This is a genomic window from Nocardia abscessus (genome assembly GCF_015477775.1).
In the GTDB taxonomy this organism is placed as follows: domain Bacteria; phylum Actinomycetota; class Actinomycetes; order Mycobacteriales; family Mycobacteriaceae; genus Nocardia; species Nocardia abscessus_A.
Genome location: NZ_JADLQO010000005.1, coordinates 412,007 through 436,973 on the forward strand (window position 1 = coordinate 412,007; position 24,967 = coordinate 436,973).

At 69.9% G+C, this 24,967-nt stretch carries 21 protein-coding genes and 1 tRNA gene; 13 read left to right on the top strand and 9 right to left on the bottom strand.

The features are described from left to right. Positions 1-8: 8 nt before the first annotated feature. Together IU450_RS16805 and pdhA are read right to left on the bottom strand one after the other, a co-directional pair. On the bottom strand, positions 9-992 hold the full coding sequence (locus IU450_RS16805; protein ID WP_195150700.1) for an alpha-ketoacid dehydrogenase subunit beta: 984 nt from the start codon (positions 990-992) through the stop codon (positions 9-11). Next, the gene (gene pdhA, locus IU450_RS16810; protein ID WP_195150701.1) at positions 989-2,101 is read right to left on the bottom strand and encodes a pyruvate dehydrogenase (acetyl-transferring) E1 component subunit alpha; all 1,113 of its coding nucleotides are present in this window, start codon (positions 2,099-2,101) and stop codon (positions 989-991) included. The genes IU450_RS16805 and pdhA overlap by 4 nt, the downstream gene beginning before the upstream one ends. A 150-nt stretch (positions 2,102-2,251) precedes the next feature. Here pdhA and IU450_RS16815 point away from each other — a divergent pair, with 150 nt between their 5' ends. Together IU450_RS16815 and IU450_RS16820 are read left to right on the top strand one after the other, a co-directional pair. Continuing rightward, entirely contained in the window at positions 2,252-2,752 is a 501-nt protein-coding gene (locus IU450_RS16815) for an Lrp/AsnC family transcriptional regulator (protein ID WP_195150702.1), read from the top strand. A 95-nt stretch (positions 2,753-2,847) separates the two neighbouring features. After that, positions 2,848-3,654: an SDR family oxidoreductase gene (locus IU450_RS16820; RefSeq protein ID WP_195150703.1), complete on the top strand. Its 807-nt coding sequence runs from the start codon at positions 2,848-2,850 to the stop codon at positions 3,652-3,654. A gap of 9 nt (positions 3,655-3,663) precedes the next feature. On the opposite strand, the gene IU450_RS16825 is transcribed toward IU450_RS16820, so the two are convergent. Next, entirely contained in the window at positions 3,664-4,887 is a 1,224-nt protein-coding gene (locus tag IU450_RS16825; RefSeq protein ID WP_195150704.1) for a benzoate/H(+) symporter BenE family transporter, read from the bottom strand. A 174-nt stretch (positions 4,888-5,061) separates the two neighbouring features. On the opposite strand from IU450_RS16825, the gene IU450_RS16830 reads away from it, so the two are divergent. Then, complete coding sequence (locus tag IU450_RS16830; RefSeq protein ID WP_195150705.1) at positions 5,062-5,880, top strand: sulfurtransferase; 819 nt, start codon at positions 5,062-5,064, stop codon at positions 5,878-5,880. Between the two features lie 24 nt (positions 5,881-5,904). On the opposite strand, the gene IU450_RS16835 is transcribed toward IU450_RS16830, so the two are convergent. Next, entirely contained in the window at positions 5,905-6,267 is a 363-nt protein-coding gene (locus tag IU450_RS16835) for a hypothetical protein (RefSeq protein WP_195150706.1), read from the bottom strand. A gap of 150 nt (positions 6,268-6,417) precedes the next feature. Here IU450_RS16835 and IU450_RS16840 point away from each other — a divergent pair, with 150 nt between their 5' ends. The 3 genes from IU450_RS16840 to IU450_RS16850 all read left to right on the top strand — a co-directional run bounded on the left by IU450_RS16840 (position 6,418) and on the right by IU450_RS16850 (position 11,087). Next, positions 6,418-9,246, top strand: a complete 2,829-nt coding sequence (locus tag IU450_RS16840) for a DEAD/DEAH box helicase (RefSeq protein ID WP_195150707.1) — start codon at positions 6,418-6,420, stop codon at positions 9,244-9,246. Next, a complete protein-coding gene (locus tag IU450_RS16845) occupies positions 9,243-10,010 on the top strand; it encodes an SWIM zinc finger family protein (RefSeq protein WP_195150708.1) in 768 nt (255 codons plus the stop codon). The genes IU450_RS16840 and IU450_RS16845 overlap by 4 nt, the downstream gene beginning before the upstream one ends. Positions 10,011-10,289: 279 nt before the next feature. Further along, complete coding sequence (locus IU450_RS16850; protein ID WP_416382875.1) at positions 10,290-11,087, top strand: helical backbone metal receptor; 798 nt, start codon at positions 10,290-10,292, stop codon at positions 11,085-11,087. Here the strand turns inward: IU450_RS16850 and IU450_RS16855 are convergent. The 3 genes from IU450_RS16855 to icmF form a co-directional block, all read right to left on the bottom strand. Further along, complete coding sequence (locus tag IU450_RS16855) at positions 11,072-11,479, bottom strand: DUF3224 domain-containing protein (protein ID WP_195150709.1); 408 nt, start codon at positions 11,477-11,479, stop codon at positions 11,072-11,074. The two genes, IU450_RS16850 and IU450_RS16855, sit on opposite strands and share 16 nt — an antisense overlap. 57 nt (positions 11,480-11,536) lie before the next feature. Further along, a complete protein-coding gene (locus tag IU450_RS16860; RefSeq protein ID WP_195150710.1) occupies positions 11,537-12,607 on the bottom strand; it encodes an amidohydrolase family protein in 1,071 nt (356 codons plus the stop codon). Between the two features lie 94 nt (positions 12,608-12,701). Then, on the bottom strand, positions 12,702-15,920 hold the full coding sequence (gene icmF / locus IU450_RS16865; protein WP_195150711.1) for a fused isobutyryl-CoA mutase/GTPase IcmF: 3,219 nt from the start codon (positions 15,918-15,920) through the stop codon (positions 12,702-12,704). Between the two features lie 169 nt (positions 15,921-16,089). Here icmF and IU450_RS16870 point away from each other — a divergent pair, with 169 nt between their 5' ends. The 6 genes from IU450_RS16870 (at position 16,090) to IU450_RS16895 (ending at position 22,931) form a co-directional block, all read left to right on the top strand. Then, positions 16,090-17,094, top strand: coding sequence for a DUF2157 domain-containing protein (locus IU450_RS16870; RefSeq protein ID WP_195150712.1), 1,005 nt, complete (start codon positions 16,090-16,092; stop codon positions 17,092-17,094). 181 nt (positions 17,095-17,275) lie between these two features. After that, a complete protein-coding gene (locus IU450_RS16875; protein WP_195150713.1) occupies positions 17,276-18,775 on the top strand; it encodes a CoA-acylating methylmalonate-semialdehyde dehydrogenase in 1,500 nt (499 codons plus the stop codon). A 5-nt stretch (positions 18,776-18,780) separates the two neighbouring features. Continuing rightward, complete coding sequence (locus IU450_RS16880; RefSeq protein ID WP_195150714.1) at positions 18,781-19,923, top strand: acyl-CoA dehydrogenase family protein; 1,143 nt, start codon at positions 18,781-18,783, stop codon at positions 19,921-19,923. Positions 19,924-20,143: 220 nt separating this feature from the next. After that, positions 20,144-21,208 (top strand): enoyl-CoA hydratase/isomerase family protein, encoded by a 1,065-nt coding sequence (locus IU450_RS16885; RefSeq protein ID WP_195150715.1) that lies wholly within the window; start codon positions 20,144-20,146, stop codon positions 21,206-21,208. After that, a complete protein-coding gene (mmsB, locus tag IU450_RS16890; protein ID WP_195150716.1) occupies positions 21,208-22,101 on the top strand; it encodes a 3-hydroxyisobutyrate dehydrogenase in 894 nt (297 codons plus the stop codon). The genes IU450_RS16885 and mmsB overlap by 1 nt, the downstream gene beginning before the upstream one ends. 2 nt (positions 22,102-22,103) lie before the next feature. Continuing rightward, positions 22,104-22,931 carry an enoyl-CoA hydratase gene (locus tag IU450_RS16895; protein ID WP_195150717.1) on the top strand — a complete coding sequence of 276 codons (828 nt, stop codon included), beginning with the start codon at positions 22,104-22,106 and terminating at the stop codon, positions 22,929-22,931. A 49-nt stretch (positions 22,932-22,980) separates the two neighbouring features. On the opposite strand, the gene IU450_RS16900 is transcribed toward IU450_RS16895, so the two are convergent. Next, positions 22,981-24,027: an Hsp70 family protein gene (locus IU450_RS16900; protein WP_195150718.1), complete on the bottom strand. Its 1,047-nt coding sequence runs from the start codon at positions 24,025-24,027 to the stop codon at positions 22,981-22,983. A gap of 124 nt (positions 24,028-24,151) precedes the next feature. Next, positions 24,152-24,703: a MarR family winged helix-turn-helix transcriptional regulator gene (locus tag IU450_RS16905; RefSeq protein WP_195150719.1), complete on the bottom strand. Its 552-nt coding sequence runs from the start codon at positions 24,701-24,703 to the stop codon at positions 24,152-24,154. 114 nt (positions 24,704-24,817) lie between these two features. Here IU450_RS16905 and IU450_RS16910 point away from each other — a divergent pair. Next, positions 24,818-24,892, top strand: a tRNA-Cys gene (locus IU450_RS16910). Positions 24,893-24,967: the final 75 nt, after the last annotated feature.

The following is a 24,967-nucleotide window of genomic DNA, read 5'->3' on the forward strand; positions in this document are numbered from 1 at the left end:
GACCCGCCTCACGCGGCGAGGGAACGGTCGACCGCGTCGAGAATGCGGTCGGGGTCGGGCAGGTGGTGCTTCTCGAGCTTAGCCGGGGGGTAGGGGATGTCGAACCCGCCGACGCGCAGCACGGGCGCCTCCAGGTGGTAGAAGCAGCGCTCGGTGATCCGCGCGGCGATCTCGGCGCCGAGCCCGGCGAATACCGGCGCCTCGTGCGTGACGATCAGCCGCCCGGTCTTCATCACAGACTCCTCGATGGTGTCGAAGTCGATCGGCGAGAGGCTGCGCAGGTCGATCACCTCGAGCGCGTGACCCTCCCGCGCGGCGAGTTGCGCGGCCGACAGCGCGGTCGCCACGGTCCCGCCGTAGGCGACGACGGTCGCGTCCGAACCGGTGGTGCACACCCGCGCACGGTCCAGTGGCAGCCCGCCGTCGCGGTCGAGCGCGGCGAAGTCGACGTCGGCCTTGTCCCAGTACCTGCGCTTGGGTTCGAAGAAGATCACCGGGTCGTTCAGCGCGATCGCCCGGCGGATCATCGAGTACGCGTCCGCCGGGTTGCTCGGTGTCACGACACGCAGCCCCGCGGTGTGCGCGAAGTAAGCCTCGGGTGACTCGGAGTGGTGCTCCACCGAACCGATACCGCCGCCGAACGGTATGCGAATAGTCAAAGGAGCGCTGACTTTTCCCTGCGTGCGATAGTTGATCTTGGCCACGTGCGAGACGATCTGGTCGAAGGCGGGATAGACGAAGCCGTCGAACTGGATCTCGCACACCGGCCGGTAGCCGCGCAGCGCCATGCCGAAAGCCGTTCCGACGATGCCGGATTCGGCCAGCGGCGTATCGATGACGCGGTTGTCGCCGAAGTCCTTCTGCAATGTGTCGGTCACCCGGAAAACCCCGCCGAGGCGGCCGATGTCCTCGCCCATCAGCAAGACCTTCGGATCGTCCTCCAGCGCACGGCGCAAGCCGGTGTTGAGCGCGCCGGCGAAGGTGGTGATCATCGCGGGACTCCTTCTCCTCGTGCGGAGGCCCCGCCGGGATCGCCGGCCAGGTACTCCGTGTACGCCCTCCGCTGTTCGGTGATCAGCGGGTGCGGGCTGGTGTAGACGTGATCGAACAGCTCGGCCGGCGCCGGATCGGGCATGTCGACGGTCGCGCTGCGCACCGCGCGCGCGACCGCGTCCGAACGCTCGGCGACGCGGCCTTCGAACGCGTCGTCCCAGTGGCCCTCGCGCTCGAGCAGCCTGCGGATCCGGTCGATCGGATCGCGCCGCGCCCACTGCTCGGTCTCAGCGGCCGAACGGTAGCGGGTGGGATCGTCGGCCGTGGTGTGCGGGCCCATCCGGTAGGTGAGCGCCTCGATGAACGACGGGCCGCCGCCGGAACGCGCCCTGGCCACCGCCTGCCTGGTCACGGCGAGCACGGCGAGGACGTCGTTGCCGTCGACCTGCCTGCCCGGCATGCCGTAGCCGTACGCGCGGCGCGCGATCGGCGTCGCGCTCTGCACCCGCACGGGTTCGCTGATCGCCCAGTGGTTGTTCTGGCAGAAGAACACGACGGGCGCGCTCCAGCTCGCGGCGAAACCGAGCGCCTCGGCCAGATCGCCCTGGCTGCTCGCGCCGTCGCCGAAATAGACGATGGTGGCTATGTCGGCGCCGTCCAAGTGCGCCGCGAAGGCGTAACCGGTCGCGTGCAGGCCCTGGGAGCCGACCACGATGTTGGGATTGGTCATGTTCACCGGGTGCGGATCCCAGCAATGGTGCGCGACGCCGCGCCACAGCCGGGTGAGATCGGAGGGCGGCACACCGCGGCAGTAGGCGACCGCCGTCTCGCGGTAGCCGCAGAACACGTAGTCGTCGGGATGCAGCGCGTGCGCGGAGCCGACCTGGGCGGCCTCCTGCCCGAGCAGCGGCGCCCAGAGCCCGAGCTGGCCCTGCCGCTGCAACGCGGTGGCCTCGGTGTCGATCCGGCGCGTGACCACCATGTCCTCGTACAGTGCCCGCAGCTCGTCCGGCCCGACGTCGGCGACTATCGCGGCGTGTTCGGGATCGAGGACGCGATGACCGTCGGGCTGCACCAACTGCACCGGGTACTCGGACTTGGCCGACATGAGTGATCGCCTCCTCACCAGGTCGCTGCGGCACATCGGAATGTGTCCTACCTCACAGCATCCCCTCGAATGCGAACTGCGCAAGTGGCCGACCGGCGGATGGGCAGAATGCTCAATTGCGACCCGCGGGGTGATGTCATACTGCGTGGTATGACCAGAGAAAACGTCGGCGTGAGCCTGGACGCCACCGACGCCAGGCTGTTACTGGAGCTGGTCGCCAACCCCCGGGCGACGGGTGTCGAGCTCGCCGCCCGGCTCGGCCTGTCCCGCAATACCGTGCAGGCGCGGTTGTCCCGCTGGGAGGCCGGTGGCGTGCTCGGCAGCTTCGAGCGGCGCGTCGAGCCGCGCGCGCTCGGCTATCCGCTCGCGGCGTTCGTCGCGGTCGTCGTCGACCAGCACCGGCTGGACTCGGTGGTGGACGAACTCGCCGAGGTGCCGGAGGTGACCGAGGTGTGCGGCATGACCGGACTCACCGATCTCACCGTGCGGGTGGTCGCGCAGGACGCCGACGACCTGTATCGCATCGCCGGGCAGATCCTCAAGATTCCCGGCGTGGAGCGGACCAACATGGCGCTGGTGATGCGCGAACTGGTCGGGCCGCGCACCGCTCCGTTGCTGGATCGGCTGGCCAATACGAGCCGCATCCCCTGACCCCTCGGAGGGTGCTCTAGGTTCTGTGCCCTCGCCCCGGACGCGCGGCTGCCGCTGGCCGTGGTGGGCCGGTGCCCTCCCGCTAGGGTGCGGGGATGGAGATTTCGGGCAAAGTTGCCATTGTCACGGGCGCGGGTGCGGGGATCGGGGCGGCGCTGGCGGGCCGGCTCGTCGCCGCAGGCGCGCGCGTGGTGCTCGCCGACCTCGACGCGGCGAGTGCGGCCGAGGTCGCGGAGTCTCTCGGGCCCGGTGCGGTCGCGGTCGGCGGGGATGTGGCCGACGAGGCGGTGATCCGCGCGACGATCGACCGCGCCGAGGCCGAATTCGGTCCGGTGGACCTGTATTTCGCGAACGCGGGCATCGGCGGCGGCGCGGGCTTGGACAGCACCGACCAGCAGTGGGCGGCCGCGCTCGAGGTCAACGTGATGGCGCACGTCCGCGCCGCGCGGCTGCTGGTGCCCGGGTGGCTGGAGCGCGGCGGCGGTTACTTCGTCGGCACCGCGTCCGCGGCGGGGCTGCTCACCCAGCTCGGTTCGGCGCCCTACGCGGTGTCCAAGCACGCGGCCGTCGGTTTCGCGGAGTGGCTGTCGGTCACCTACGGCGACCGGGGGATCCGGGTGAGCTGCGTGTGCCCGATGGGTGTGGACACGCGGTTGCTGCACGGCGGTCTCGTTCCGCCGGAGCACGCCGCCGAGGCGGAGCTGGCGGTGAAGGCCGTCACCAGCGCGGGGGCGGTGCTGGCGCCGGACGAGGTCGCCGACATCGTGCTCGCCGGGGTGGCGGAGGAGCACTTCCTGATCCTCCCGCACCCCGAGGTGCTGAAGATGTACCGCCACAAAGGCTCCGACTACGACCGCTGGATCGACGGAATGCGCCGCTTCCAGGCCGCCCTCCGGGGCTAGGCGGCTTCGTCAGGCAGCGCTCATTGCGGCCGGGCGCAGCACTTTTCGTACCACCAGCCCGGCGAGCAACGCCCAGAAGGCGGCGCCGATGCCTGCGAAGCCGACTCCGGAGGCGGCGATCACGAAGGTCACCACGCCTGCCTCGCGGTGTTCGGAGCGCAGCGCCGCGCCGAGGGCCGCGGCCAGGGTCGCCAGCAGGGCCAGACCTGCGACAGTTTCCAGTGTTCCGGCCGGAGCGGTCGCGATCAGGGTGACCAGGGCGGCGGAGCCCAGCGCCAGCAGCAGGTACATCACGCCCGTGGTGAACGCGGCGATCCAGCGCCGTTTCGGGTCGGGGTGGGCGGCGGGCGCCGCGGAGAGCGCGGCGCTGATGGCGGCGAGGTTGATGGCGTGCCCGCCCGCGGGCGCCCCCACCACGGTGCCGAGACCGGTGACGGTCATCGCCGCGCGCCACGGCACTCGGTAGTCGAACGAGGCGAGCACCGCGGTGCCCGGAATGTTCTGCGACGCCATGGTGACGATGTAGAGCGGGATCGCGACGCCGATCAGCGCCTGCCAGCTCCAATGCGGCAGCGTCAGTTCCAGCCGCGGAGTCATGGCGCCGACGTCGAGGTGCCGGTGCTGCACCGCGATGCTGATCGCGGCGCCTGCCGCCGCGGTCGCGAAGGCGGCGATCACGGCCCAGCGCTGGGCGTACCGTTGCAGCACCAGCCAGACCAGGATCACCGGAACCACCACCGCCGGACTCGTCTGCACGGCCCGGACCGGAGCCAGGCACAGCGGCAGCAGGACTCCGGCCAGCATCGCCTGGGCTATCTCCACCGGAATCGCGGCGACCAGCGCGCCCAGCCGCTGCCACAGTCCGGTGACCACGATCAGGACACCGGCGACCACGAACGCCCCGATCGCGGCGGGCCAGCCGCCCGCCACCGCGCCGGTTCCGGCCAGCAGCGCCGCCCCGGGCGTGGACCAGGCCAAGGTGATCGGCATCCGGTAGCGGTAGCTCAACGCCATCATGCCGATCGCCTGCGTGAGGCACAGCGCGAGCAGGCCCGACGCAGCTTGCGCGGGGGTCGCTCCGACCGCGGTCAACCCGCTCAGCACCACGGCGAACGAACTGGTGAAACCGACGAGCGCCGTCACCACACCCGCACCCAGCGGCGGCACCAGTCCGGTCCGCGACTGTTCCGGTTGCTGCGTCGCGGTGGCGGGGGTGGTGGAAACGTTCGACATCGGTCGGATATTGCCCCTGGTCACGAGGGTGTGTCGCCTGCCAGTGCCGCGAAACTGGCCTGACTTGGACCCGCCCGTGACGTGCGACACGAGAGTATGGCCACACCGGCACATCCGGATGCGTAGGGTGGGGGAGTCGGTGCGCGAGGACGCGATTCGGGACGAGGAGCTGAGTTGAGCGCGGTACTGATCTCACCGGGCGAGCTGCGGGAAGCCTTGGCGGACAAGCGGCTTCGCCTACTGGATGTCCGATGGGCGCTGGGCGACCCGGACGGGCCGCAGCACTATCTCGCCGGGCACATCCCCGGCGCGGTGTTCGTCGACCTGGAAACCGAACTGGCCGCGCCGCCCTCACCCGCGCGCGGCAGGCACCCGCTGCCGGACCTCGCGCAGCTGGAGAAGTGCGCGCGCAGCTGGGGGCTGTGCGAGGGCGACCCAGTGGTCGTCTACGACGCGACCGGCGGCATGGCCGCCGCCCGAGCCTGGTGGCTGCTGCGCTGGGCCGGTGTCGCCGACGTGCGCATTCTCGACGGTGGGCTGCCCGGCTGGATCGCCGCGGGCGGGCCGGTCGCGACCGGAGCCGAACCGGACCCCGAGCCGGGCGACGTCGTATTGAGCCCCGGCCACCTGCCGGTGATCGACGCCGACGCGGCGGCACGCTGGAAGGGCGTGCTGCTGGACGCGCGGGCGAGCGAGCGCTTCCGGGGTGACGTGGAACCGATCGACCCCCGCGCCGGGCACATTCCCGGCGCGCACAGCGCCCCGACCGCCGACAACCTCGACGCCGAGGGACGCTTCCGCGCAGCCGAGGACCTGCGTGAGCGTTTCGCCGGTTTCGGGTCCGGGCCGGTGGCCGTGTACTGCGGTTCCGGTGTGACAGCCGCCCACCAGGTCGCCGCGCTGGCCGTCGCGGGCTTGGAGGCCGCTCTGTATCCCGGGTCGTGGTCGCAGTGGTCGAACGATCCCAAACGGCCGGTCGCGACGGGCAACTAGCCCGCGCCGCGCGGGCGCACGCCGCTACAGCCAGGCGCGAGCCAGGAGATCGTCGTCGGCGACCTCGCTCGCCCGGGGCGGGAATCGGGTGGCCGCGATCGACTCGACATGCGTCCCGTCGTGCCCGATCACCCACGAGCCGCCGCGCTCCTCGCATTCGGCGATCTTGGCGAAGGTGGTGAGCAGGAACGTGATCGCCTCGCGCGGGTCGGCGGTGCGGGCCAGCCGCTGGGATTCACCTGGGCGAGACAGGTCCAGCCATACGCCACACTGCCCGTCGAGCCGCATGCCGACGATCTTGTCGGCGTGCACGAAGGTGAATTTGCGCCGTTCCCACGCGGTCGTCGGTGTGAAGCTCTGCTCGAGAACCTGGAGCAGAATCGTCATGCTGCTTCCTCCGCTTCTCTTGCCACAAAGCTGCGGTTATTCTGCGATGACCTGCGGATATTCCAGTATGTTCCGGTATCGCGCAGAAATCCACAACGGTCGGGCCGCGGTGTGCGCGGCCGTGTCGTACCGGCCTGCTTGGATGGGGTGATGCTGCACGGACTGTGGTCGCCGGGATCCGGGTTGCTGCTCTGGCACGACTCGCCGGTCGCCGCGTCGTCCGCCGAGCTCCCCGATCCGCTGGGCAGCGTGTTGCGGGCGTCGAAGTTCCGGCACCGTGCCGAGGTCCTGGTCGTCGCGAACGGCGTTCCTGCCGCTGCCGCGACCGAGCAGGTGCGCGCGCACGCGCTGGCTCCCGTCGCGGCCGTCGCGGTCCTGCGGCAGCGGCTGCCCGCCGAGCTGGTCTCGGGAGATCTGCGTTTCCTCGCGCACGTCGCCCACGGCATCGAACGCTGGGTGCGCGCCGGGCGTGTCGTGCCGGAGCTGCGCCGCGAGGACGGCCAGTGGTGGGTGCGCTGGCGGCTGGTCGGCGGCGAGCGGCAACGCGCCTGGCTGGCCGAGCTCGCGGTCGCCATGCCGCAGGCCCTGCGCGTGGCCGGGCGTCCGGCGGCGCTGCTCGACGACATGGTCACCGAGCTCACCGATCCGATCGCGCGGGCGCTGGCCGATCTGCCGGATTCGCCGCATCCCCTGCTGGCCGCTCTGGCCGGGGACACTCCGCTGGACAACGGCAGCTATCAGGTCGCCGAGGTGCTGGAGCGCTGGCGGGCCAGCCTGACCGGCGACGAACCCGAACTGGTGCTGCGCCTGCTCGAGCCGGATGGCGAACTCGGCGTCGCCGACGAGTCGGTGGCGCTGTGGCGGCTGGAGGTCTGCTTGCGGGTCACCGGCGAGGCGCCCAGAACCGTGCCGCTGCACGAAGATCCGAACCTCCTTCGGATCGCGGTGGACAAGCTCGGCGCGGCGCAGCGCGCGTATCCGAGGTTGCGCGACCTGCCGAGCGATCCGCACAGCATGGATCTGCTGTTGCCCACCGAGGTGGTGCTGGACCTGGTCGCGCACGGCGCGCACGCCCTGCACGCCGCGGGAGTCCATCTGCTGCTGCCGCGCGCGTGGAATGTCGCCGAACCGAGCATGCGGCTGCGGGTGGACAGCGCGGTGCCCGCCGCGGAGAGCACGATCGGTCTGCGTGGCCTGGTCTCCTACCGCTGGGAGCTCGCGCTCGGCGACATGGTGCTGACGGAGGCCGAGATGCAGCGGCTGGTGCGCGGCAAGTCCGATCTGGTCCAGCTGCGCGGGCAGTGGGTGCAGGCCGATCACAAGGCGCTGGCCGCCGCGGCCCGCTACGTCGCCGCGCACACCGACGACTCGCCGGTCACCTTCGCGGACATGCTCGGCGAGATCGCGGTCTCCCGCGTGCCGCAGGTGCCGATCACCGAGGTCACGGCCTCCGGATGGGCGGCGGACCTGCTCGACCGGGCACGCGATCCGGTAGCGGTCGCCCCGCCCGTCGGGCTGAAGGCCGAGCTGCGCCCCTACCAGGAACGCGGCCTGGCCTGGCTGGCCGCCATGAGCCGGATGGGTTGCGGCGCGATCCTGGCCGACGATATGGGGCTCGGCAAGACCGTCCAGGTACTCGCTCTGCTGGTGCACGAGCGCGAGGCTGCCGAGGCCTCCGCCGAGCCGCCCGGCCCGACCCTGCTGGTGTGCCCGATGTCGGTGGTCGGGAACTGGCAGCGCGAGGCGGAGCGGTTCGCGCCCGACCTGCGGGTGTGGGTGCATCACGGCGCGGGACGGCGGGCCGGCGACGAGTTCGACGAGACGGTCGCCGCCGCGGACCTGGTGGTCACCACCTACGCGCTGCTCGCGCGGGACGCCGAGGAGCTCGGCAGGCAGCACTGGGCCCGCGTCGTCCTGGACGAAGCGCAGCACATCAAGAACGCGGGAACGCGGCAGGCGCGGGCGGCACGGTCGCTGCGCGCGCGACATCGGCTGGCGCTCACCGGCACCCCGGTGGAGAACCGGTTGGAAGAGCTGCGCTCCATCATGGATTTCGCGATGCCGAAGGTGCTCGGCAGCCCCCAGTCGTTCCGCGCGCGCTTCGCGGTGCCCATCGAACGCGAGCGCGACCAGAACGCGATCAGCCGCCTGCGCTGGCTCACCCAGCCGTTCGTGCTGCGCCGGGTGAAGACCGACCCCACGGTGATCAGCGACCTGCCGGAGAAACTCGAGATGACGGTGCGGGCCAACCTCACCGTCGAGCAGGCCACGCTGTACCAGGCGGTGGTGGACGACATGCTCGCCAAGATCAAGGACGCGAAGGGCATGGCCCGCAAGGGCGCCGTGCTCGGCGCGCTCACCCGGCTCAAACAAGTATGCAACCACCCCGCGCACTTCCTGGGCGACGGGTCGGGCATGCTGCACCGCGGCGCGCACCGATCGGGCAAGCTCGCCCTGGTCGAAGACGTCCTGGAGGCGGTGCTCGCCGATGGTGAGAAGGCTCTGCTGTTCACCCAGTTCCGGGAATTCGGCGAGCTGGTGGCGCCGTATCTGGTCGAGCGATTCGGCGCCGAGATCCCGTTCCTGCACGGTGGCGTGCCGAAGAAGAAGCGCGACGCGATGGTCACCCGGTTCCAGGCGCCGGACGGGCCGCCGTTGATGCTGCTGTCGCTGAAAGCAGGTGGCACCGGGCTCAACCTCACCGCCGCCAATCACGTGGTCCACCTGGACCGCTGGTGGAATCCCGCGGTGGAGAACCAGGCCACCGACCGCGCGTTCCGGATCGGCCAGCGGCGCAATGTGCAGGTGCGCAAGCTGGTCTGCGTGGACACGATCGAGGAGCGGATCGACGAGATGATCAACGGCAAGCGGCAACTCGCCGATCTGGCCGTCGGCACGGGGGAGAACTGGATCACCGAGCTGAGCACCGACGAATTGCGCGACCTGTTCACCCTCGGTGCGGCGGCGGTGGGCGAATGAGTCCCTTCGTCGACTACTCCGAGTACGGGAAGAAGCTGCCGGTGCGCGGCGGAGGGGAGGCACGCAGCAGGCGGGGTGGGTTCGGGCGCACCTGGTGGGGCAAGGCCCTGGTCGACTCGGTCGAGCGGATGGCGGAGCCGGGCAGGCTGGCGCGCGGCCGCAATTACGCCAGGTCGGGTCAGGTGGTGAACTACCGGATCGAGCCGGGTGCGGTGACGGCGGAAGTGCAAGGCAGCCAACCGCGTCCGTTCACGGCGGTGTTCACCGTGCGCCCGCTGCGCGGGGAAGAAATCGCGGAACTCATCGAGACCATCCGCTCGGCTCCGGGCATGCTGGCCGAGATCGCCTCGGGCGCATTGCCGACCGGGCTCGGGCCGCTGCTGCTGCCGAGCACCGCGGCGGAGCTGGATTTCACCTGCACCTGCCCCGACCCGGGCTGGCCGTGCAAGCATGTGGCGGCGGTCTGCTATCTGCTGGCCGAGCGGCTGGACCAACACCCGCGCGAGATCTTGACCCTGCGCGGACTCGACCTGGACACACTGATCGGTGGCATCGAGCGCGAGCCGGGACCACCCGCTTCCGACGACCCGTACGGTGCGAACATCACGTTGCCGGATCTGCCCGCTGTCGAATTCCGCCCGGCGACCGAGGATTTGGATCCGGTCCTGCTGCGCAGGGCGCTGCGGATGACCTCGGCCGACGAGACGATCGCCGCGACCGGCCTGCGCGAGCTCACCGCACTGTATCTGCGGTTCGACCGCTGAGGTTGGTCGGCACCCAGCATCGGGGCTGTCGGTTACCGCCGGACTGTCGGGGCGGGATCTGGACCGGCGGAGCGAAGGGACCGGAGACTTCCCGATGCCGGGTGCCTTATCAAGTCTCCCGCCGATCGACCCCGATACGGAACTGCCCTACAGCGCCCGCACACTGCCCTTGCGCCGAACTTGCCGAACTGCCTCCGCGCGCCGCCGGATCGGTCACACGCCGTGCCCGGCGCCGGAGAAGGGGCCCGAACAGGGCAAATGTTCGGATAGGGTGGCGGGGTGGCAGGGAAGAGTCCGTTGGGTGGGTTGCCTCGCGACGACCTCGGAACTCCGGTGGACGTCCGCACGCCGCCGCGCCGGGTGGTGTCGCTCGTTCCGTCGCTGACCGAAGCGGTGGCGCACACCTGTCCGGAGGTGCTGGTCGCAGCGACGCAATGGTGCACGCACCCAGCCGATCTGGCGGTCGAGCGGGTCCGCGGCACCAAGAATCCGCACGTGCGCCGCATCGTCGAACTCGCTCCCGACCTGGTGTTGTGCAACAAGGAGGAGAACCGCCGCATCGACGTCGAACGCCTGCGCGCGGCGGGAGTTCCGGTGTGGGTGACCGCGATAGAGACCGTCGACGAGGCCATCGTGTCGCTCACCCGGCTCTGCGTGGAGGCGCTCGGCGCCGATGTGCCGGAATGGCTGCGCCGAGCCGAATCCGCTTGGGCGCCACCACCGCCCGTACCGGCGCGCGCCGCCGTCATCCCGGTCTGGCGCGATCCGTGGATGGTGGTCGGGCGGAACACTTTCACCGGCGACATCGCCCATCGTTTGGGCCTGCGGCTGGTACATGCCGATCGCCCCGCCCGCTATCCGCACGTTTCGGAGGCCGAGCTGACCGCGGGCGTCGACCTCGCAGTGCTTCCCGACGAGCCCTACGTCTTCACCGAGAACGACGGACCCGAAGCGTTTCCGGACATCCCGGTCGCGTTGGTGGAAGGCCGCGCCCTCACCTGGTACGGGCCGTCGTTGGCGACCGCTCGCGCCACGCTCACCGCGCAACTGGCGCGGGCGGCTCAACCCAGTTCGTAGTCGAACCAGATGTGGTGCGTGCCATCGGCGTCCACCCTCAGTCCGCCGGTGCCCGTGATGCCGGTGAGGTCGCCGGTACCGCTGCCGGGGACGATGATGCAGAACTCGTTCGTACGGTCGGAGCCGCTGGTGCTCGCGACGTGCAAGAAATTGAAGGTGCCCGCGACGCCGCCGAGCGCTCCCTCGAACGACTCCATCGCCGTATAGCTGCCCACGCCCGTGGCCTGGTCGAACGCCGCGGTGAAGACAGTCGACGAGCGGCCTTCGATCGCGCCGCGGAACTGCTTGGTGATGATGGCGACGCCGACCGGCAGCGCGGTGGTGATCGTGGGATCGGGCACCACCTCGGTCGGGTCGAAGGAACTCACGGAGAAGGTGCCGGTAACTTTCACGCGGCAGATGCTAGCTACGGGGGCCGACAGCATCGACCGCTGCGCGGCCCGCACCACTCAGTCCGCGATCCGGTAGACGCGCTGCGCCGTGGTGCGGAAGACCTGCGCGAGTTCCGCGGGCCCGCCGCCGTGGCCGGTGACGGCGGTCGCGATCGCCTCGATGCTGTTCGCGATGCTGGTGACCGGCTTGTCCACGGGGAAGTTCGAGCCCCAGATGAGCCGGTCCGCGCCGAAGACGTCCATGGCGTGCTCGACCAGTGGGCCGATCCGGTCGAGCAGGTGCGCCGCGGGCGTCGGCGTGCCGCGCGGCGGGATCGGATGCCCCAGGATCGGCATCGTCAGACCGCTCACCTTCGCGACGACGTTCGGCCGCGCGGCCAGGGCGGCGAGATCGTCGCGCCACCGCACCAGGAGTTCCCTGCGCAGTCCGGGATGCGTGCCGGTGTGCTTACCGACGCCGCCGAAGATCCCCGCGGGCGTGCCGAGGTGGTTCAGCACGATCGGTACCTCGGGATAGCGTTCGGCCAGCGCCGTGACGTCGGGGATGGCGTGCGAGTACACCCACGCTTCGAAGCACAGGCCGCGCTCGGCCAACTGGGCGAAGCCGTCCAGGAAGGCTTCGGTGGCGAGCTTTCCGGGCGTGTCGGTGAACGATCGCACGCCGGGATCGGGGTGGTGGGCGACCATCGTGCGGATGCCGCGCAGCAGCGGTGACGCGGCCGCGTGCGCGTCCAGCAGGTCGGCGAACCCCGGCGCGGCCGGGTCGCCGCCGGCGAGGATCGCGCCGAGGCGTGGCGCCGCCTCCAGCGGCAGCCCCGCCACCCAGGCGGTCTCCCCGGCCTTGCCCAGCGGTCCCGGCTGCGACCATTCGACCTCGATGTGCGCGACCACCTCGACCGGCGCGTTCCCGGCGTCGGCGCGGTAATCGAACGGAAGATAGGGCTTCAGGTAGGCGACCGGGTCTCCGACGAACTCGCGATCCCGCCGCGGTGCGAGGCGCTTTGCCGCGTCCACCGGTACCGGCAGCAGCCGGAACAATTTCGCCAAGGCACTGAAATCCCGGGGTGTGGTGAACGGATCCCACTGGTGGATGTGCGCGTCGATGATCCGAATTTCCGAGAGGTCCATGTCTGCCGTCCCAACCACGCCGAAGGTTTGCTCGGCGATTGTCACACGCCCCGCGCGGGCCGGGCTGGATTATCGGCGGGACCCGGCCCGGTCTTCACACGTTGCGGCGGTACTGCCCTCCGACGGTGAAGAACGCATCCGTGATCTGCTGCAACGTGCACACCCGTGCGGCCTCCATCAAGACCTCGAAAATGTTGTCGTCGGTGCGGGCCACGGCTTCCAGCCGGGCGAGCGCGGCGTGCGCGGCATCCCGGTTGCGCTGCTGGAATTCGCGCACCCGCCGCAACTGCGACTGCTTCTCCGCCTCGGTGCCGCGCGCCAGTTCCAGCTCCCGGTGCGGCTCGTCGTGGGAGTTGCGGAAGGTGTTCACCCCGATGATCGGCAGCGATCCGTCGTGCTTGCGCTGTTCGTAGCGCATCGATTCGTCCTGGATCTTGCCGCGCTGGTAGCCGGTCTCCATCGCGCCGAGCACGCCGCCGCGTTCGCTGATCCGCTCGAACTCGCTCAGCACGGCCTCCTCGACCAGATCGGTGAGCTCGTCCACCAGGAAACTGCCCTGCAGCGGGTTCTCGTTCATCGCGACGCCCCACTCCCGGTTGATGATGAGCTGGATGGCCAGCGCGCGGCGCACCGATTCCTCGGTCGGGGTGGTCACCGCCTCGTCGTAGGCGTTGGTGTGCAGGCTGTTGCAGTTGTCGTAGATCGCGATCAGCGCCTGCAGCGTGGTGCGGATGTCGTTGAAGTTCATCTCCTGCGCGTGCAGTGACCGGCCGGAGGTCTGGATGTGGTACTTCAGCTTCTGCGATCGTTCGTTGGCGCCGTAGCGATCTCGCATGGCGACCGCCCAGATGCGCCGGGCCACCCGGCCGATCACCGAGTATTCCGGGTCCATCCCGTTGGAGAAGAAGAACGACAGGTTCGGCGCGAAGTCGTCGATGTGCATGCCACGCGCGAGGTAGGCCTCCACGTAGGTGAACCCGTTGGCGAGGGTGAAAGCCAGCTGGCTGATCGGGTTCGCGCCCGCTTCGGCGATGTGGTAGCCGGAGATCGACACCGAGTAGAAATTGCGGACGCCGTTGCGCACGAACCATTCCTGGATGTCGGCCATCATGCGCAGGCTGAACTCGGTGGAGAAGATGCAGGTGTTCTGGCCCTGGTCCTCCTTGAGGATGTCGGCCTGCACCGTGCCGCGCACCGTGGCCAGCGTCCGCGCGCGTAGCTCGGCCGCCTCGTCCTCGGTCGGCGGCCGTCCCTGCTCGGCCGCGAATCGATCGAGCGCCTGATCGATCGCGGTGTTCAGGAAGTAGGCCAGGATGGTGGGCGCCGGGCCGTTGATGGTCATCGACACCGAGGTGGTCGGGGCGGTCAGGTCGAAACCGTCGTAGAGCACCTTCATGTCGTCGAGCGAGGCGATCGACACCCCGGAGGTGCCGACCTTGCCGTAGATGTCGGGCCGCTCGGCGGGATCGTGCCCGTAGAGCGTCACCGAATCGAACGCGGTGGACAGCCTTTTCGCGTCGGAATGCTCGCTGAGCACCTTGAACCGGCGGTTGGTGCGGAACGGGTCGCCTTCGCCCGCGAACATGCGCGCCGGGTCCTCGTTGTCGCGTTTGAACGCGAACACCCCCGCGGTGAACGGGAACCGGCCGGGCAGGTGCTCGGCGCGCAGGAAGCGCAGCAGCTCACCGTGATCGGTGAAGCGGGGCAGCGCGACGCGCGGAATCGAGTTGCCGGACAGGGTCTCCCGGCGCAGCGGGGTATGAATCTCCCGGTCGCGCACCCGGACCACCTGTTCGTCTCCGCGGTAGGACTCGGCGAGCGCGGGCCACTCGGCCAGCAGCGCGGTGTTCGCGGGCGTCAGATCGGCGCGGGCGCGTTCGGCCAGTTCGGCGACCGCGGTGTCGCCGGGCAGCTCGGCAGCCACTTGCTCGAGGCGTTGCAGCCGTTGCGCGGCGAGCGCTTGGGCGGCGGTCTCGGCGTGGTAGCCGCGCACGGTCTCGGCGATCTCGGCCAGGTAGCGCACCCGCGCGGGCGGGATGAGCTGGGCGAAGCGCGTGGAGGTCCGGGTGTCCACCCGGGGCAGGGCGCCGGGCTCGAGCCGCAGGCCGTGCTGCGCGAGCAGCCCCGTCAGGTGTTGGTAGAGCGCCGTCACGCCGTCGTCGTTGAACGTCGCCGCGCTGGTGCCGAAGACCGGCATGTCCTGCGGCGCGGCGTGGAACTCCTCCCGGTTGCGGATCAGCTGGCGGGCCACGTCGCGCAGCGCGTCCGCCGCGCCGCGGCGCTCGAACTTGTTGATCGCCACCACGTCCGCGAAGTCCAGCATGTCGATCTTCTCCAGCTGGGAGGCGGCGCCGAACTCGGGTGTCATCACGTACATCGACACGTCGACGTAATCGGTCACCGCCGCGTCGCCCTGACCGATGCCAGGCGTCTCCAGGATGACCAGGTCGTATCCCGCTGCCTTGCAGGCGGTCACGATGAGATCGATGTTGTCCGGCAGTTCCCGTCCGCCGCGGGTGGCCAGCGAGCGGAAGAAGACGTGCTCGCCGTCGAGCGCGTTCATCCGGATGCGGTCGCCCAGCAGCGCGCCGCCGCCGCGCCGCCGGGTCGGGTCGACCGCGAGGATCGCGACGCGCACCTTGTCCTGCTGATCCGAACGCAGCCTGCGCACCAATTCGTCGGTGAGCGAAGACTTTCCGGAGCCGCCGGTGCCGGTGATGCCCAGGACCGGCACGGTCCGCGCGGACGCGGCGTCGGCCAGCTCGAGCCGGTCTTCCTCCGGCAGCGCGTTCGCCTGCAGGCAGGTGATGACGCGGGCCAAGGCGGCGCGCTCACCGGCGAGCACCGCGTCCGGTACCGGCGGCTCGGCCGCGAGGTCGATGTCGCACGCGCGGATCAACTGATTGATCATGCCCGGCAGACCGAGCCGCTGTCCGTCCTCGGGGGAGAAGATCGTCACGCCGGATGCGGCCAAGCGCGCGATCTCCTCCGCGACGATCACGCCACCGCCGCCGCCGAAGATCCGCACGTGCTCGGCTCCGGCCTTGCGCAACGCGTCGGCCAGGTATTCGAAGTACTCGACATGACCACCCTGATAGGAGCTGACCGCGACGCCCTGGGCGTCCTCGGTGAGCACCGCGTCGACCACCTCGCTGACCGAGCGGTTGTGGCCGAGGTGGATCACCTCCGCGCCCTGGCTCTGCAGGATGCGGCGCATGATGTTGATCGCCGCGTCGTGCCCGTCGAACAGGGCCGCTGACGTGACGAAACGAACGGGATGGGTGGGTGCGTAGAGCGCGCTGCTGTCGGCCACGGAATTCCTCCGGCGAGTCCATTGGCGCCCGATACTAGGACGTCAAACTAATCCTACGGTGACTGCCATCACATCGCCAGGGATCCGAGTCGTGCCGGTTCCCCGGCTGCCCAGGAGGTCCGAACCCGGTTCGCGTTGTGCCGTCGGCCGACTCGGACATACTGGGCGCATGGTGAGGGATGAGAGGGCAGGCGCCGCGCTGGGTCGGCTGGTCTCCGAGGGCGTGCTGTCCAAGGACCAAGCCGACGCGGTGCTCGCCGCGCTCGCCGTCGAGCGGGCGTCGGCGGTGGCGCGCGGGAAGGTGCTGGCCGAGATCGCCGCGTACGTCGGGGCCGGTCTGCTGTTCGGCGGGATCTTCCTGGTGGCGTCCGCATCCTGGGACGATCTCGGGCGGCCGGTCCGGGTGGGCGTGCTCGCCGTCGTGTCGGCCGGTCTACTGCTCGGCGGTGTTCTGCTCGGCGGTGTTCTGCTCGGCGGAGTTCTGCTCACCGGCGTGCGATCGCGCCGCACGAGCGTGCACAGCGCTCGCGCCCGGCTGGCGGCGGTTCTGTTCGCGCTGGGTTCCGTCGCGCTCGCCGGGTCCGTCGGTACGGCGCTGGAGGGCGGCGGCTCCGATGCCGCATGGGTTTTCGCGTGTGTGGCGGGAGCGGTGATCGCCGTGCTCGGTTACCTCGCGCTGCCCTCGGTGGTCGGAATGCTGGTCTGCGCGTGCTTCGTGCCCGCGGCCGTCGCGGGGCTGCTGACCGAGGTGATCGATCTCGACGACATCTGGGGCAGCGTGGCGGTGCTGCTGCTCGGTGGCGTGTGGTTCGCGCTGACCAGGGTCGGAGCGTTGATCGATATCCGGGTCGGATACCTGATCGCGATCATCACGTCCGTCGCCGCCGCGCAGAGTGTCGACGTCGACGGCCGGGCCTGGGCCTACGGACTCACGGCGCTGGTGGCCCTGATCTGCTTCGCCCTGTACGCGACCCAGCGGTCGGCGGTGCTCGTCATCGGGGGTGGTGTGGCGATCGCGCTGGCGGCGGGCGAGGCGGTCTCGGACTGGACCGACGACTCGCTGGGCGCCGCGGCCGTCGTGGTGGCGATCGGCGCGATCACGCTCGCCGTCGGCGCATTCCGGCTCGCACGGCCGTGGCGAGAGAAGAAGGCCGATCCGGTCGCGAAGCCGTAGCCCTCGGGGACGTACCGGCCGGTGCGCAGCGGTAACCGGCGCGATGCAGGTCGCTCAGTGGACTCCGAACCGTGGGATGAATCACATCGGACCTGCGCCCAGTGGATACTTGGACATCCAACTATAGGATGACCGCATACCGCACCGCGGTGTCCCGATCGGCTACCAGAACAGGACTGGCATGGTTCGCGAACTCACCCATTTCATCGGCGGACAGCATGTGCCGGGCACTTCCGGCAACTTCGGCGACGTCTTCGATCCCAACCTCGGCCAGGTGCAGGCGCGGGTGCCGCTGGCGAGCAAATCCGAGGTCGAAGCGGTCATCGCGAACGCCGAGGCGGCGCAGCCGCAATGGGCCGCCTTCAACCCGCAGAAGCGGGCGCGCGTGCTGATGAAGTTCCTGACCCTGGTGCAGGACGAGATGGATTCGCTGGCCGCCCTGCTGTCCTCCGAGCACGGCAAGACCATCGCCGACGCCAAGGGTGACATCCAGCGCGGCCTGGAGGTCATCGAATTCGCCGTCGGCATCCCGCACCTGCTCAAGGGCGAGTACACCGAAGGCGCGGGCACCGGCATCGACGTGTACTCGATGCGCCAGCCGCTGGGTGTCGTCGCGGGCATCACCCCGTTCAACTTCCCGGCCATGATCCCGCTGTGGAAGGCCGGTCCCGCGCTGGCCACCGGCAACGCGTTCGTCCTCAAGCCTTCCGAGCGCGACCCCTCGGTGCCGCTGCGGCTGGCCGAGCTGTTCCTCGAGGCGGGGTTGCCCGCAGGCGTGTTCAACGTCGTCAACGGCGACAAGGAAGCCGTCGACACGCTGCTGCACGATCCGCGCGTCAAGGCCGTCGGCTTCGTCGGCTCCACCCCGATCGCGCAGTACATCTACGAGACCGCGACCGCGAACGGCAAGCGAGCCCAGTGCTTCGGCGGCGCGAAGAACCACGCGATCGTCATGCCGGACGCCGACCTCGACGACGTCGCCGACCAGCTGATCGGCGCGGGCTACGGTTCGGCGGGCGAGCGCTGCATGGCCATCTCGGTGGCCGTCCCGGTCGGCGAGGAGACCGCCGACCGCCTGGTGGCCAAGCTGACCGAGCGGGTGCACAAGCTCAACATCGGCCGTTCCGACGACCCCGGCGCCGACTACGGCCCGCTGGTCGGCCAGGACGGCGTGAACCGGGTGAACAACTACGTCCAGATCGGCATCGATGAGGGTGCCGACCTGGTGGTGGACGGACGCGGTCTGGTCGTGGAGGGCGCCGAGGACGGCTACTTCGTCGGCGCGACGCTGTTCGACAAGGTGACCCCGGAGATGCGGATCTACCGCGAGGAGATCTTCGGTCCGGTGCTCAGCGTGGTCCGCGCCAAGGACTACGAAGAGGGACTGCGGCTGGCCAACGAGCACGAGTACGGCAACGGCGTCGCGATCTTCACCCGCGACGGCGACACCGCCCGCGACTTCGCCGCGCGCGTGCAGGTCGGCATGGTCGGCATCAACGTGCCGATCCCCGTGCCGATCGCGTACTACACCTTCGGTGGGTGGAAGCGCTCCGGCTTCGGCGACCTGAACCAGCACGGCCCGGATTCCATCCGCTTCTACACCAAGACCAAGACGGTGACCCAGCGCTGGCCCTCCGGCCTCAAGGAGAGCAACGCGTTCGTCATCCCGACCATGGACTGACGCCGATGTTCGCACTCGACGACGACGAGAAGGCGATCCGCGACACCGCGCGCGGCTTCGCCGACGAATTCCTCGCCCCGAACGCGCTGGAATGGGACGAGCAGAAGCACTTTCCGGTGGACGTGCTGCGCAAGGCGGGCCCGCTCGGCCTCGGCGGCATCTACGTACGCGAGGACGTGGGCGGCTCGGCGCTGCGCAGGCTCGACGCCGTGCGCATCTTCGAGCAGCTGGCCACCGGCTGCCCCGCCATCGCCGCCTACATCTCCATCCACAACATGGCGACGTGGATGATCGACCGCTACGGTGACGACGACCAGCGCAACCGCTGGCTGCCCCGGCTGACCGCGATGGAACTGCTGGCCAGCTACGCGCTCACCGAGCCCGGTGTCGGTTCCGACGCGGCGGCGTTGAGCACCAAGGCCGTTCGCGACGGCGACGACTACGTCTTCAACGGCGCCAAGCAGTTCATCTCCGGCGCGGGCGCCACCGACGTCTACGTGGTGATGGCACGAACCGGTGACGCGGGCGCCCGCGGTATCTCGGCGTTCATCGTCCCCGCCGACACACCGGGTATCACCTTCGGCGCCAACGAGAAGAAGATGGGCTGGAATGCGCAGCCGACCCGTCAGGTGATCTTCACCGACGCCAGGGTCCCGGCGGCGAACCGGCTCGGCGCGGAGGGCGACGGCTTCCGCATCGCGATGAACGGACTCAACGGCGGCAGGCTCAACATCGCCGCCTGTTCGGTCGGCGGCGCGCAGGCGGCGCTGGACAAGACGGTGCCGTATCTCGCCGAGCGGCACGCGTTCGGCAAGCCGCTGCTGCGCAATCAGGCGCTGCAATTCGAACTCGCCGATATGCGCATCGAATTGGAGGCCGCCCGCACGCTGCTGTGGCGGGCTGCCGCGGCGCTGGACGCCGACGCGCCGGACAAGGTCGAGCTGTGCGCGATGGCCAAGCGCTTCGCCACCGACGCGGGCTTCGAGGTCGCCAACAAGGCCCTGCAACTGCACGGCGGCTACGGCTACCTCACCGAGTACGGCGTGGAGAAGATCGTCCGGGATCTGCGGGTGCACCAGATCCTCGAGGGCACCAACGAAATCATGCGGGTGGTCGTCGCCCGCTCACTGGTGGCAGGAGCGGCATGAGCGGTCAGGCCCGGAGGCGGCAGCGGAGCGTGACCACGCAGGGCCCCGCTCGTGCCGACAGGAGACACGGCATGAGCGGTCAGGCCCGGAGGCGGCAGCGCAGCGTGACCACGCAGGGCCCCGCTCATGCCGACAGGAGACACAGCATGAGCGGTCAGGCCCGGAGGCGGCAGCGCAGCGTGACCACGCAGGGCCCCGCTCGTGCCGGAAAGGACAGAGCATGAGTGAACTCGAAGTTCTTCTCGAACAGCGCGACGGCCTCGGCCTGATCACGCTGAACCGGCCCAAGGCCATCAACGCGCTGAATCATTCGATGGCCCTTGCCATCACCGACGCGCTGCGCGCCTGGGTCGAGGACGACGCGGTGCGCGCCGTGGTCGTCACCGGCGCGGGGGAGCGCGGCCTGTGCGCGGGCGGCGACATCGTCGCCATTCACGCGGATGCGAAAAGCGGTGCCGCCGGGGTGGATTCGCCGACCGGGCGGTTCTGGCGCGACGAATACATACTCAACGCACTGATCGGCCGCTACCCGAAGCAGTACGTGGTGGTCATGGACGGCATCGTGATGGGCGGCGGCGTCGGGCTCTCCGGCCACGGCAGCCACCGCATCGTCACCGAGCGGTCCAAGATCGGCATGCCCGAGGTGGGCATCGGCTTCGTCCCGGACGTCGGCGGCACGTACCTGCTGGCCCGCACCCCGGGTGAGATCGGAACGCACGTCGCGCTGACCACCGCGCGGATGAGCGCGGGCGACGCCATCGCGGCGGGCTTCGCGGACTACTTCGTCGCCTCCGAGGATCTGCCCGCCCTGCTGGAGACGCTGCGCTCGGAGAGCGCGGACATCGCGATCGCCAAGTTCGCCACCGACGCGCCGGATTCCGCGCTGGCCGCCGGACAGAGCTGGATCGACGCCTGCTACGCGGCCGATTCCGTGGAGGAGATCCTCGCGCGGCTGCAAGCGCACGACGCGCCGGAAGCGCGGGCGGCGGCCAACGAGATCCTGGCGAAATCGCCGGTCGCTCTGAAGGTCACGCTGCGCTCGCTGCGTGCGGCACGCACCGCGCCGAGCCTGGAGGCGGTGCTGAACGAGGAGTATCGGGTCTCCATCGCGTCGCTGGCCTCGCACGATCTGGTGGAAGGCATTCGCGCCCAGGTGATCGACAAGGATCGCAACCCGCAGTGGTCGCCCGCCACCCTGGAGGCGGTCACGGACGCGCAGGTGGACGCATACTTCGCCGAGTTGGGCGATCGAGAGCTGGGTCTGGCGACCCCGGAGGTGGCGTGATGAGCAAGCGAATCGGATTCCTCGGCCTCGGACACATGGGCGGGCCGATGGCGGCCAACCTGGTGCGGGCGGGCTACGAGGTGCTCGCCTTCGATCCGGTGCCCGCGGCGCGGGAGCAGGCCGAGCGCGACGGCGCGCTCGTGGTCGGTTCGGCCACCGAGGCCGCCGCGGCCGACACCGTGATCACCATGCTGCCCAACGGCAAACTCGTCCTCGACGTGTACGCCGAGCTGCTGCCGGTCGCCGCGCCGGGCACGCAGTTCATCGACTGCTCCACCATCGACGTGGCCGATGCCAAGCTCGCGGCCGAACGCGCCGCCGAGGCCGGGCACCGCGCGCTGGACGCACCCGTTTCCGGCGGTGTGGCCGGTGCCGCGGCGGGCACGCTGACCTTCATGGTCGGCGGCGCCGCCGAGGACTTCGCCGCCGCCCTTCCGGTGCTCGAGGTGATGGGCGGCAAGGTCGTGCACTGCGGGGGCTCCGGCGTCGGCCAGGCCGCGAAGATCTGCAACAACATGCTGCTGGGCGTCTCGATGATCGCGCTGTCGGAGTCGCTGGTGCTGGGCGAGAAGCTGGGGCTGAGCCATCAGTCGTTCTTCGACGTGGTCTCCACCGCCTCCGGCCAGAGCTGGGCGCTGACCAGCTACTGCCCGGTCCCCGGCCCGGTGCCGACCAGCCCGGCCAACAACGACTACCAGCCGGGTTTCGCCACGGCCTTGATGTCGAAGGACCTGGGTCTGGCCGCGAACGCGTTGCGCGAGAACAACATCGACGGGCAGCTCGGGTTGCTCGCCGCGGCGATCTACGAGCGCTTCAACCAGACGGATGCCGGCCGGGACTTCTCGGCTATCGTCACCGATATCCGTAACCGATCCGACCAAGAGGGTGCATGAAGATGGACGCATCGCGAAGCGATTCCGTGGAGGGTGGCGGCCGGGTGGCGGGAGGGCGCGACTTCGAGACGATTCTGCTGGAACGCAAGGGCCGGGTCGGCTGGATCACGCTGAACCGCCCGAAGGCGCTGAACGCACTGAACGCGCAGGTCCTCGATGACGTCATCGCCGCGCTCGACGAACTCGAGCACGACGACGAGATCGGCGCCATCGTGATCACCGGCTCGGAGCGGGCATTCGCGGCAGGCGCCGACATCAAGGAGATGCAGCCCAAGTCGTACATGGACATGTTCATGGACGACTACTTCGCCCGCTGGGACCGGCTGGCGCAGTTCCGCAAGCCGACCATCGCCGCGGTCGCAGGCTACGCGCTGGGCGGCGGCTGCGAGCTGGCCATGATCTGCGACATCCTGCTCGCGGCCGACACCGCGAAGTTCGGGCAGCCGGAGATCAAGCTGGGCGTCATCCCCGGTATCGGCGGCTCGCAGCGGCTGACCCGCGCGATCGGCAAGGCCAAGGCCATGGACCTGGTGCTCACCGGCCGCAACATGGATGCCGAGGAGGCCGAGCGGGCGGGGCTGGTCTCGCGCATCGTGCCCGCCGCGCAACTGCTCGACACCGCACTCGAGGTCGCCGAGACGATCGCGTCGATGTCGCTGCCGGTCGCGATGATCGCCAAGGAAGCGGTGAACCGCTCGTTCGAGACCACCCTCGCCGAGGGGCTGCGCTTCGAACGCCGAGTCTTCCACTCGCTGTTCGCGATCGAGGACCAGAAGGAAGGCATGAGCGCCTTCGTCGAGAAGCGTCCCGCGAAGTTCACCAACCGCTGAGGCCGGTACCGCCCGGCCGGCTCGCTCGGCCGGGCGGACCGTCGCAAAGCTATCCGAAGTGTCCCGGTGTGGGCGCGACGATCTCCGCGGGCGTGGGCGCCCGGTCGCCTTCCGGCTGGGTCGCGTCCTTGTCCGTGGCGAGCAGACCGGCGATGGTGGCGCCGAGGGCAACGGTGACCGCGGCCGCCGCGATGAGCTTGCGCCGGTCGACGGTGACGGGGACCAGCGTGGCTCCGGCGCGCAATCGTGCCATCCGGACTACGCCGCCGCGTCGTTCGGCGGCCAGCAGCACGGCGCCGCGCGCGGAGACGAATTCGGGCTCCGGGTCGTAGATGATCGGCAGGTCGATCAGTTCGGCCAGTTCGGCGCGAATGCTGGGACTGCGGGTGCAGCCGCCGAGCAGCACCATCGCTTCCGGCCGCACGCCGGTCTCGTCGATGATCTGGCGCACGAACGACGCGGAGTGATGGATGCCCGCGGCGCACAGTTCGGCCAGGTCGCTGCGGGTGACCACGGCCCGGTCGCCGGTGTCGTCGTCGATCGCGGTGACCACCCGTGCGTCGCTCAGTTCTTCGCGGTGCCGCCGGATGGTCGGCGTGTCGGTGAGCACGCCGTCGCGGGCCAGCCGCCAGCGCAGCAGCGCGTCGTAGCCGTCGCCGCCGAGCACGGTGCTGCGTTTGCTGGACAGGATCGTGTCGGTGCGGCAGTCCGCCTGGGTGATGGTCAGCCCGGAACTGCCGAGGTCGTAGAGGATCACCGAGCCGCTGTCCGGAAGCTGCCCGGTGAAGCGCAGATAGCGCAGCTGGGCGAGCGGTTCGTCGACGATGGTCACGCCGCGGTCGGCCACTCCGGCGCGGATGGCGTCGGCGTGCAGCGGACAGCGGCACGTCACCGCTGTTCCCGAGATCAGTTCGTCTCGCCGGGCAGCGGCGCCGTTCATCTGGCGGATCGCCTCGAAGACCGATTCCTCGACGCCACCGCCCGCGCGGCGCGGCACCTCGCAGCGATCGATCGGGGGTAGGTGCGGCTGATCGGAGTGTGTCAGCATCGCGTGGGCGCCGCCAGCGCCCGCCGATACACCCAAGACCAGCACCATGAGTCCATGGTGGACCTTTTCGCTTCCGCTGCCAAGACGGCATGCCCGGCAATTCGCCGGTTGGATGCCCGTATGTCACTCGATGGTCGGTCCGGTGAGGTATTCGACCGACCGGTACGTTGAATTACTCTGTGGCCGTGGCCGACCAGCGCGCCGTTCCCTCGGCGGTGTCGAAGTCGCCCGCCGCGTGTCGGAATTCGGCGAGCAGTTGCAAGAGGGTGTGCAGGCGTTCGGGCGGGAGGCCGGGACGCGCGAAGACCTTCGCGTTGAGCTCCACCGTCGCCTCGGCCACCAATTCGCGTCCGGCATCGGTGATTTCGATCAAGGTAGCGCGCCGGTCGCTGGGATGCGGTACCCGCTCGACGAGCTGCGCCGCCTCCAGCCGGTCAACGGTGTTGGTCACGCTGGTGGGGTGCACCTGCAAGCGCGCGCTGGCCTTCGCCATCGGCAAGGCCCCGGTTTTGCTGAAGTTGAGCAGCATGAGTAGCTCGTAGCGGGAGAAGGTCAACCCGGTGGGTTTGAGCGCCTCGTCCACCCAGGCCATCACGATTTGCTGAGCCCGCACCAGCGACGTCACCGCTGCCATGCCGTCGGCGACATCGCCCCAGCCGTGGCCGACCCACTGGCGGTGGGCCTCCTCGATCGGGTCGTTCGGAAGCGGGCGTGGCCGAGACATGTTCCGATCATTCCATGCCCGCGCACGGGGACGGGGACATCCGACCAGCCTTCGGATCAGCGTGAGCGCAATGGTAGGCCGGGCCTACCCGCCACGGGCACTATCTAGGGCGAGGCGGGCGTGGCTGAGTGGTTTAGGCAACGGTCTGCAAAGCCGTTTACGCGGGTTCAATTCCCGCCGCTCGCTCCATATTTCCTCGGTGCTCGGCTCGGCGCACGTCACCGTTGAGCCGAGCACTTCGAGGCGTCTCGGGGTGGTCCACGA

Excerpts from the sequence above, each read along its gene's own strand:
- IU450_RS16825 (WP_195150704.1), bottom strand. The coding sequence starts at position 4,887 with ATGTCGAACGTTTCCACCACCCCCGCCACCGCGACGCAGCAACCGGAA.
- IU450_RS16900 (WP_195150718.1), bottom strand. The coding sequence starts at position 24,027 with ATGGTGCTGGTCTTGGGTGTATCGGCGGGCGCTGGCGGCGCCCACGCG.
- IU450_RS16845 (WP_195150708.1), top strand. The coding sequence starts at position 9,243 with ATGAGTCCCTTCGTCGACTACTCCGAGTACGGGAAGAAGCTGCCGGTG.
- pdhA (WP_195150701.1), bottom strand. The coding sequence starts at position 2,101 with ATGTCGGCCAAGTCCGAGTACCCGGTGCAGTTGGTGCAGCCCGACGGT.
- IU450_RS16840 (WP_195150707.1), top strand. The coding sequence starts at position 6,418 with ATGCTGCACGGACTGTGGTCGCCGGGATCCGGGTTGCTGCTCTGGCAC.
- IU450_RS16875 (WP_195150713.1), top strand. The coding sequence starts at position 17,276 with ATGGTTCGCGAACTCACCCATTTCATCGGCGGACAGCATGTGCCGGGC.
- IU450_RS16870 (WP_195150712.1), top strand. The coding sequence starts at position 16,090 with ATGGTGAGGGATGAGAGGGCAGGCGCCGCGCTGGGTCGGCTGGTCTCC.
- IU450_RS16835 (WP_195150706.1), bottom strand. The coding sequence starts at position 6,267 with ATGACGATTCTGCTCCAGGTTCTCGAGCAGAGCTTCACACCGACGACC.
- IU450_RS16885 (WP_195150715.1), top strand. The coding sequence starts at position 20,144 with ATGAGTGAACTCGAAGTTCTTCTCGAACAGCGCGACGGCCTCGGCCTG.
- IU450_RS16805 (WP_195150700.1), bottom strand. The coding sequence starts at position 992 with ATGATCACCACCTTCGCCGGCGCGCTCAACACCGGCTTGCGCCGTGCG.
- IU450_RS16860 (WP_195150710.1), bottom strand. The coding sequence starts at position 12,607 with ATGGACCTCTCGGAAATTCGGATCATCGACGCGCACATCCACCAGTGG.
- IU450_RS16815 (WP_195150702.1), top strand. The coding sequence starts at position 2,252 with ATGACCAGAGAAAACGTCGGCGTGAGCCTGGACGCCACCGACGCCAGG.
- IU450_RS16895 (WP_195150717.1), top strand. The coding sequence starts at position 22,104 with ATGGACGCATCGCGAAGCGATTCCGTGGAGGGTGGCGGCCGGGTGGCG.
- IU450_RS16905 (WP_195150719.1), bottom strand. The coding sequence starts at position 24,703 with ATGTCTCGGCCACGCCCGCTTCCGAACGACCCGATCGAGGAGGCCCAC.
- IU450_RS16880 (WP_195150714.1), top strand. The coding sequence starts at position 18,781 with ATGTTCGCACTCGACGACGACGAGAAGGCGATCCGCGACACCGCGCGC.
- IU450_RS16820 (WP_195150703.1), top strand. The coding sequence starts at position 2,848 with ATGGAGATTTCGGGCAAAGTTGCCATTGTCACGGGCGCGGGTGCGGGG.
- mmsB (WP_195150716.1), top strand. The coding sequence starts at position 21,208 with ATGAGCAAGCGAATCGGATTCCTCGGCCTCGGACACATGGGCGGGCCG.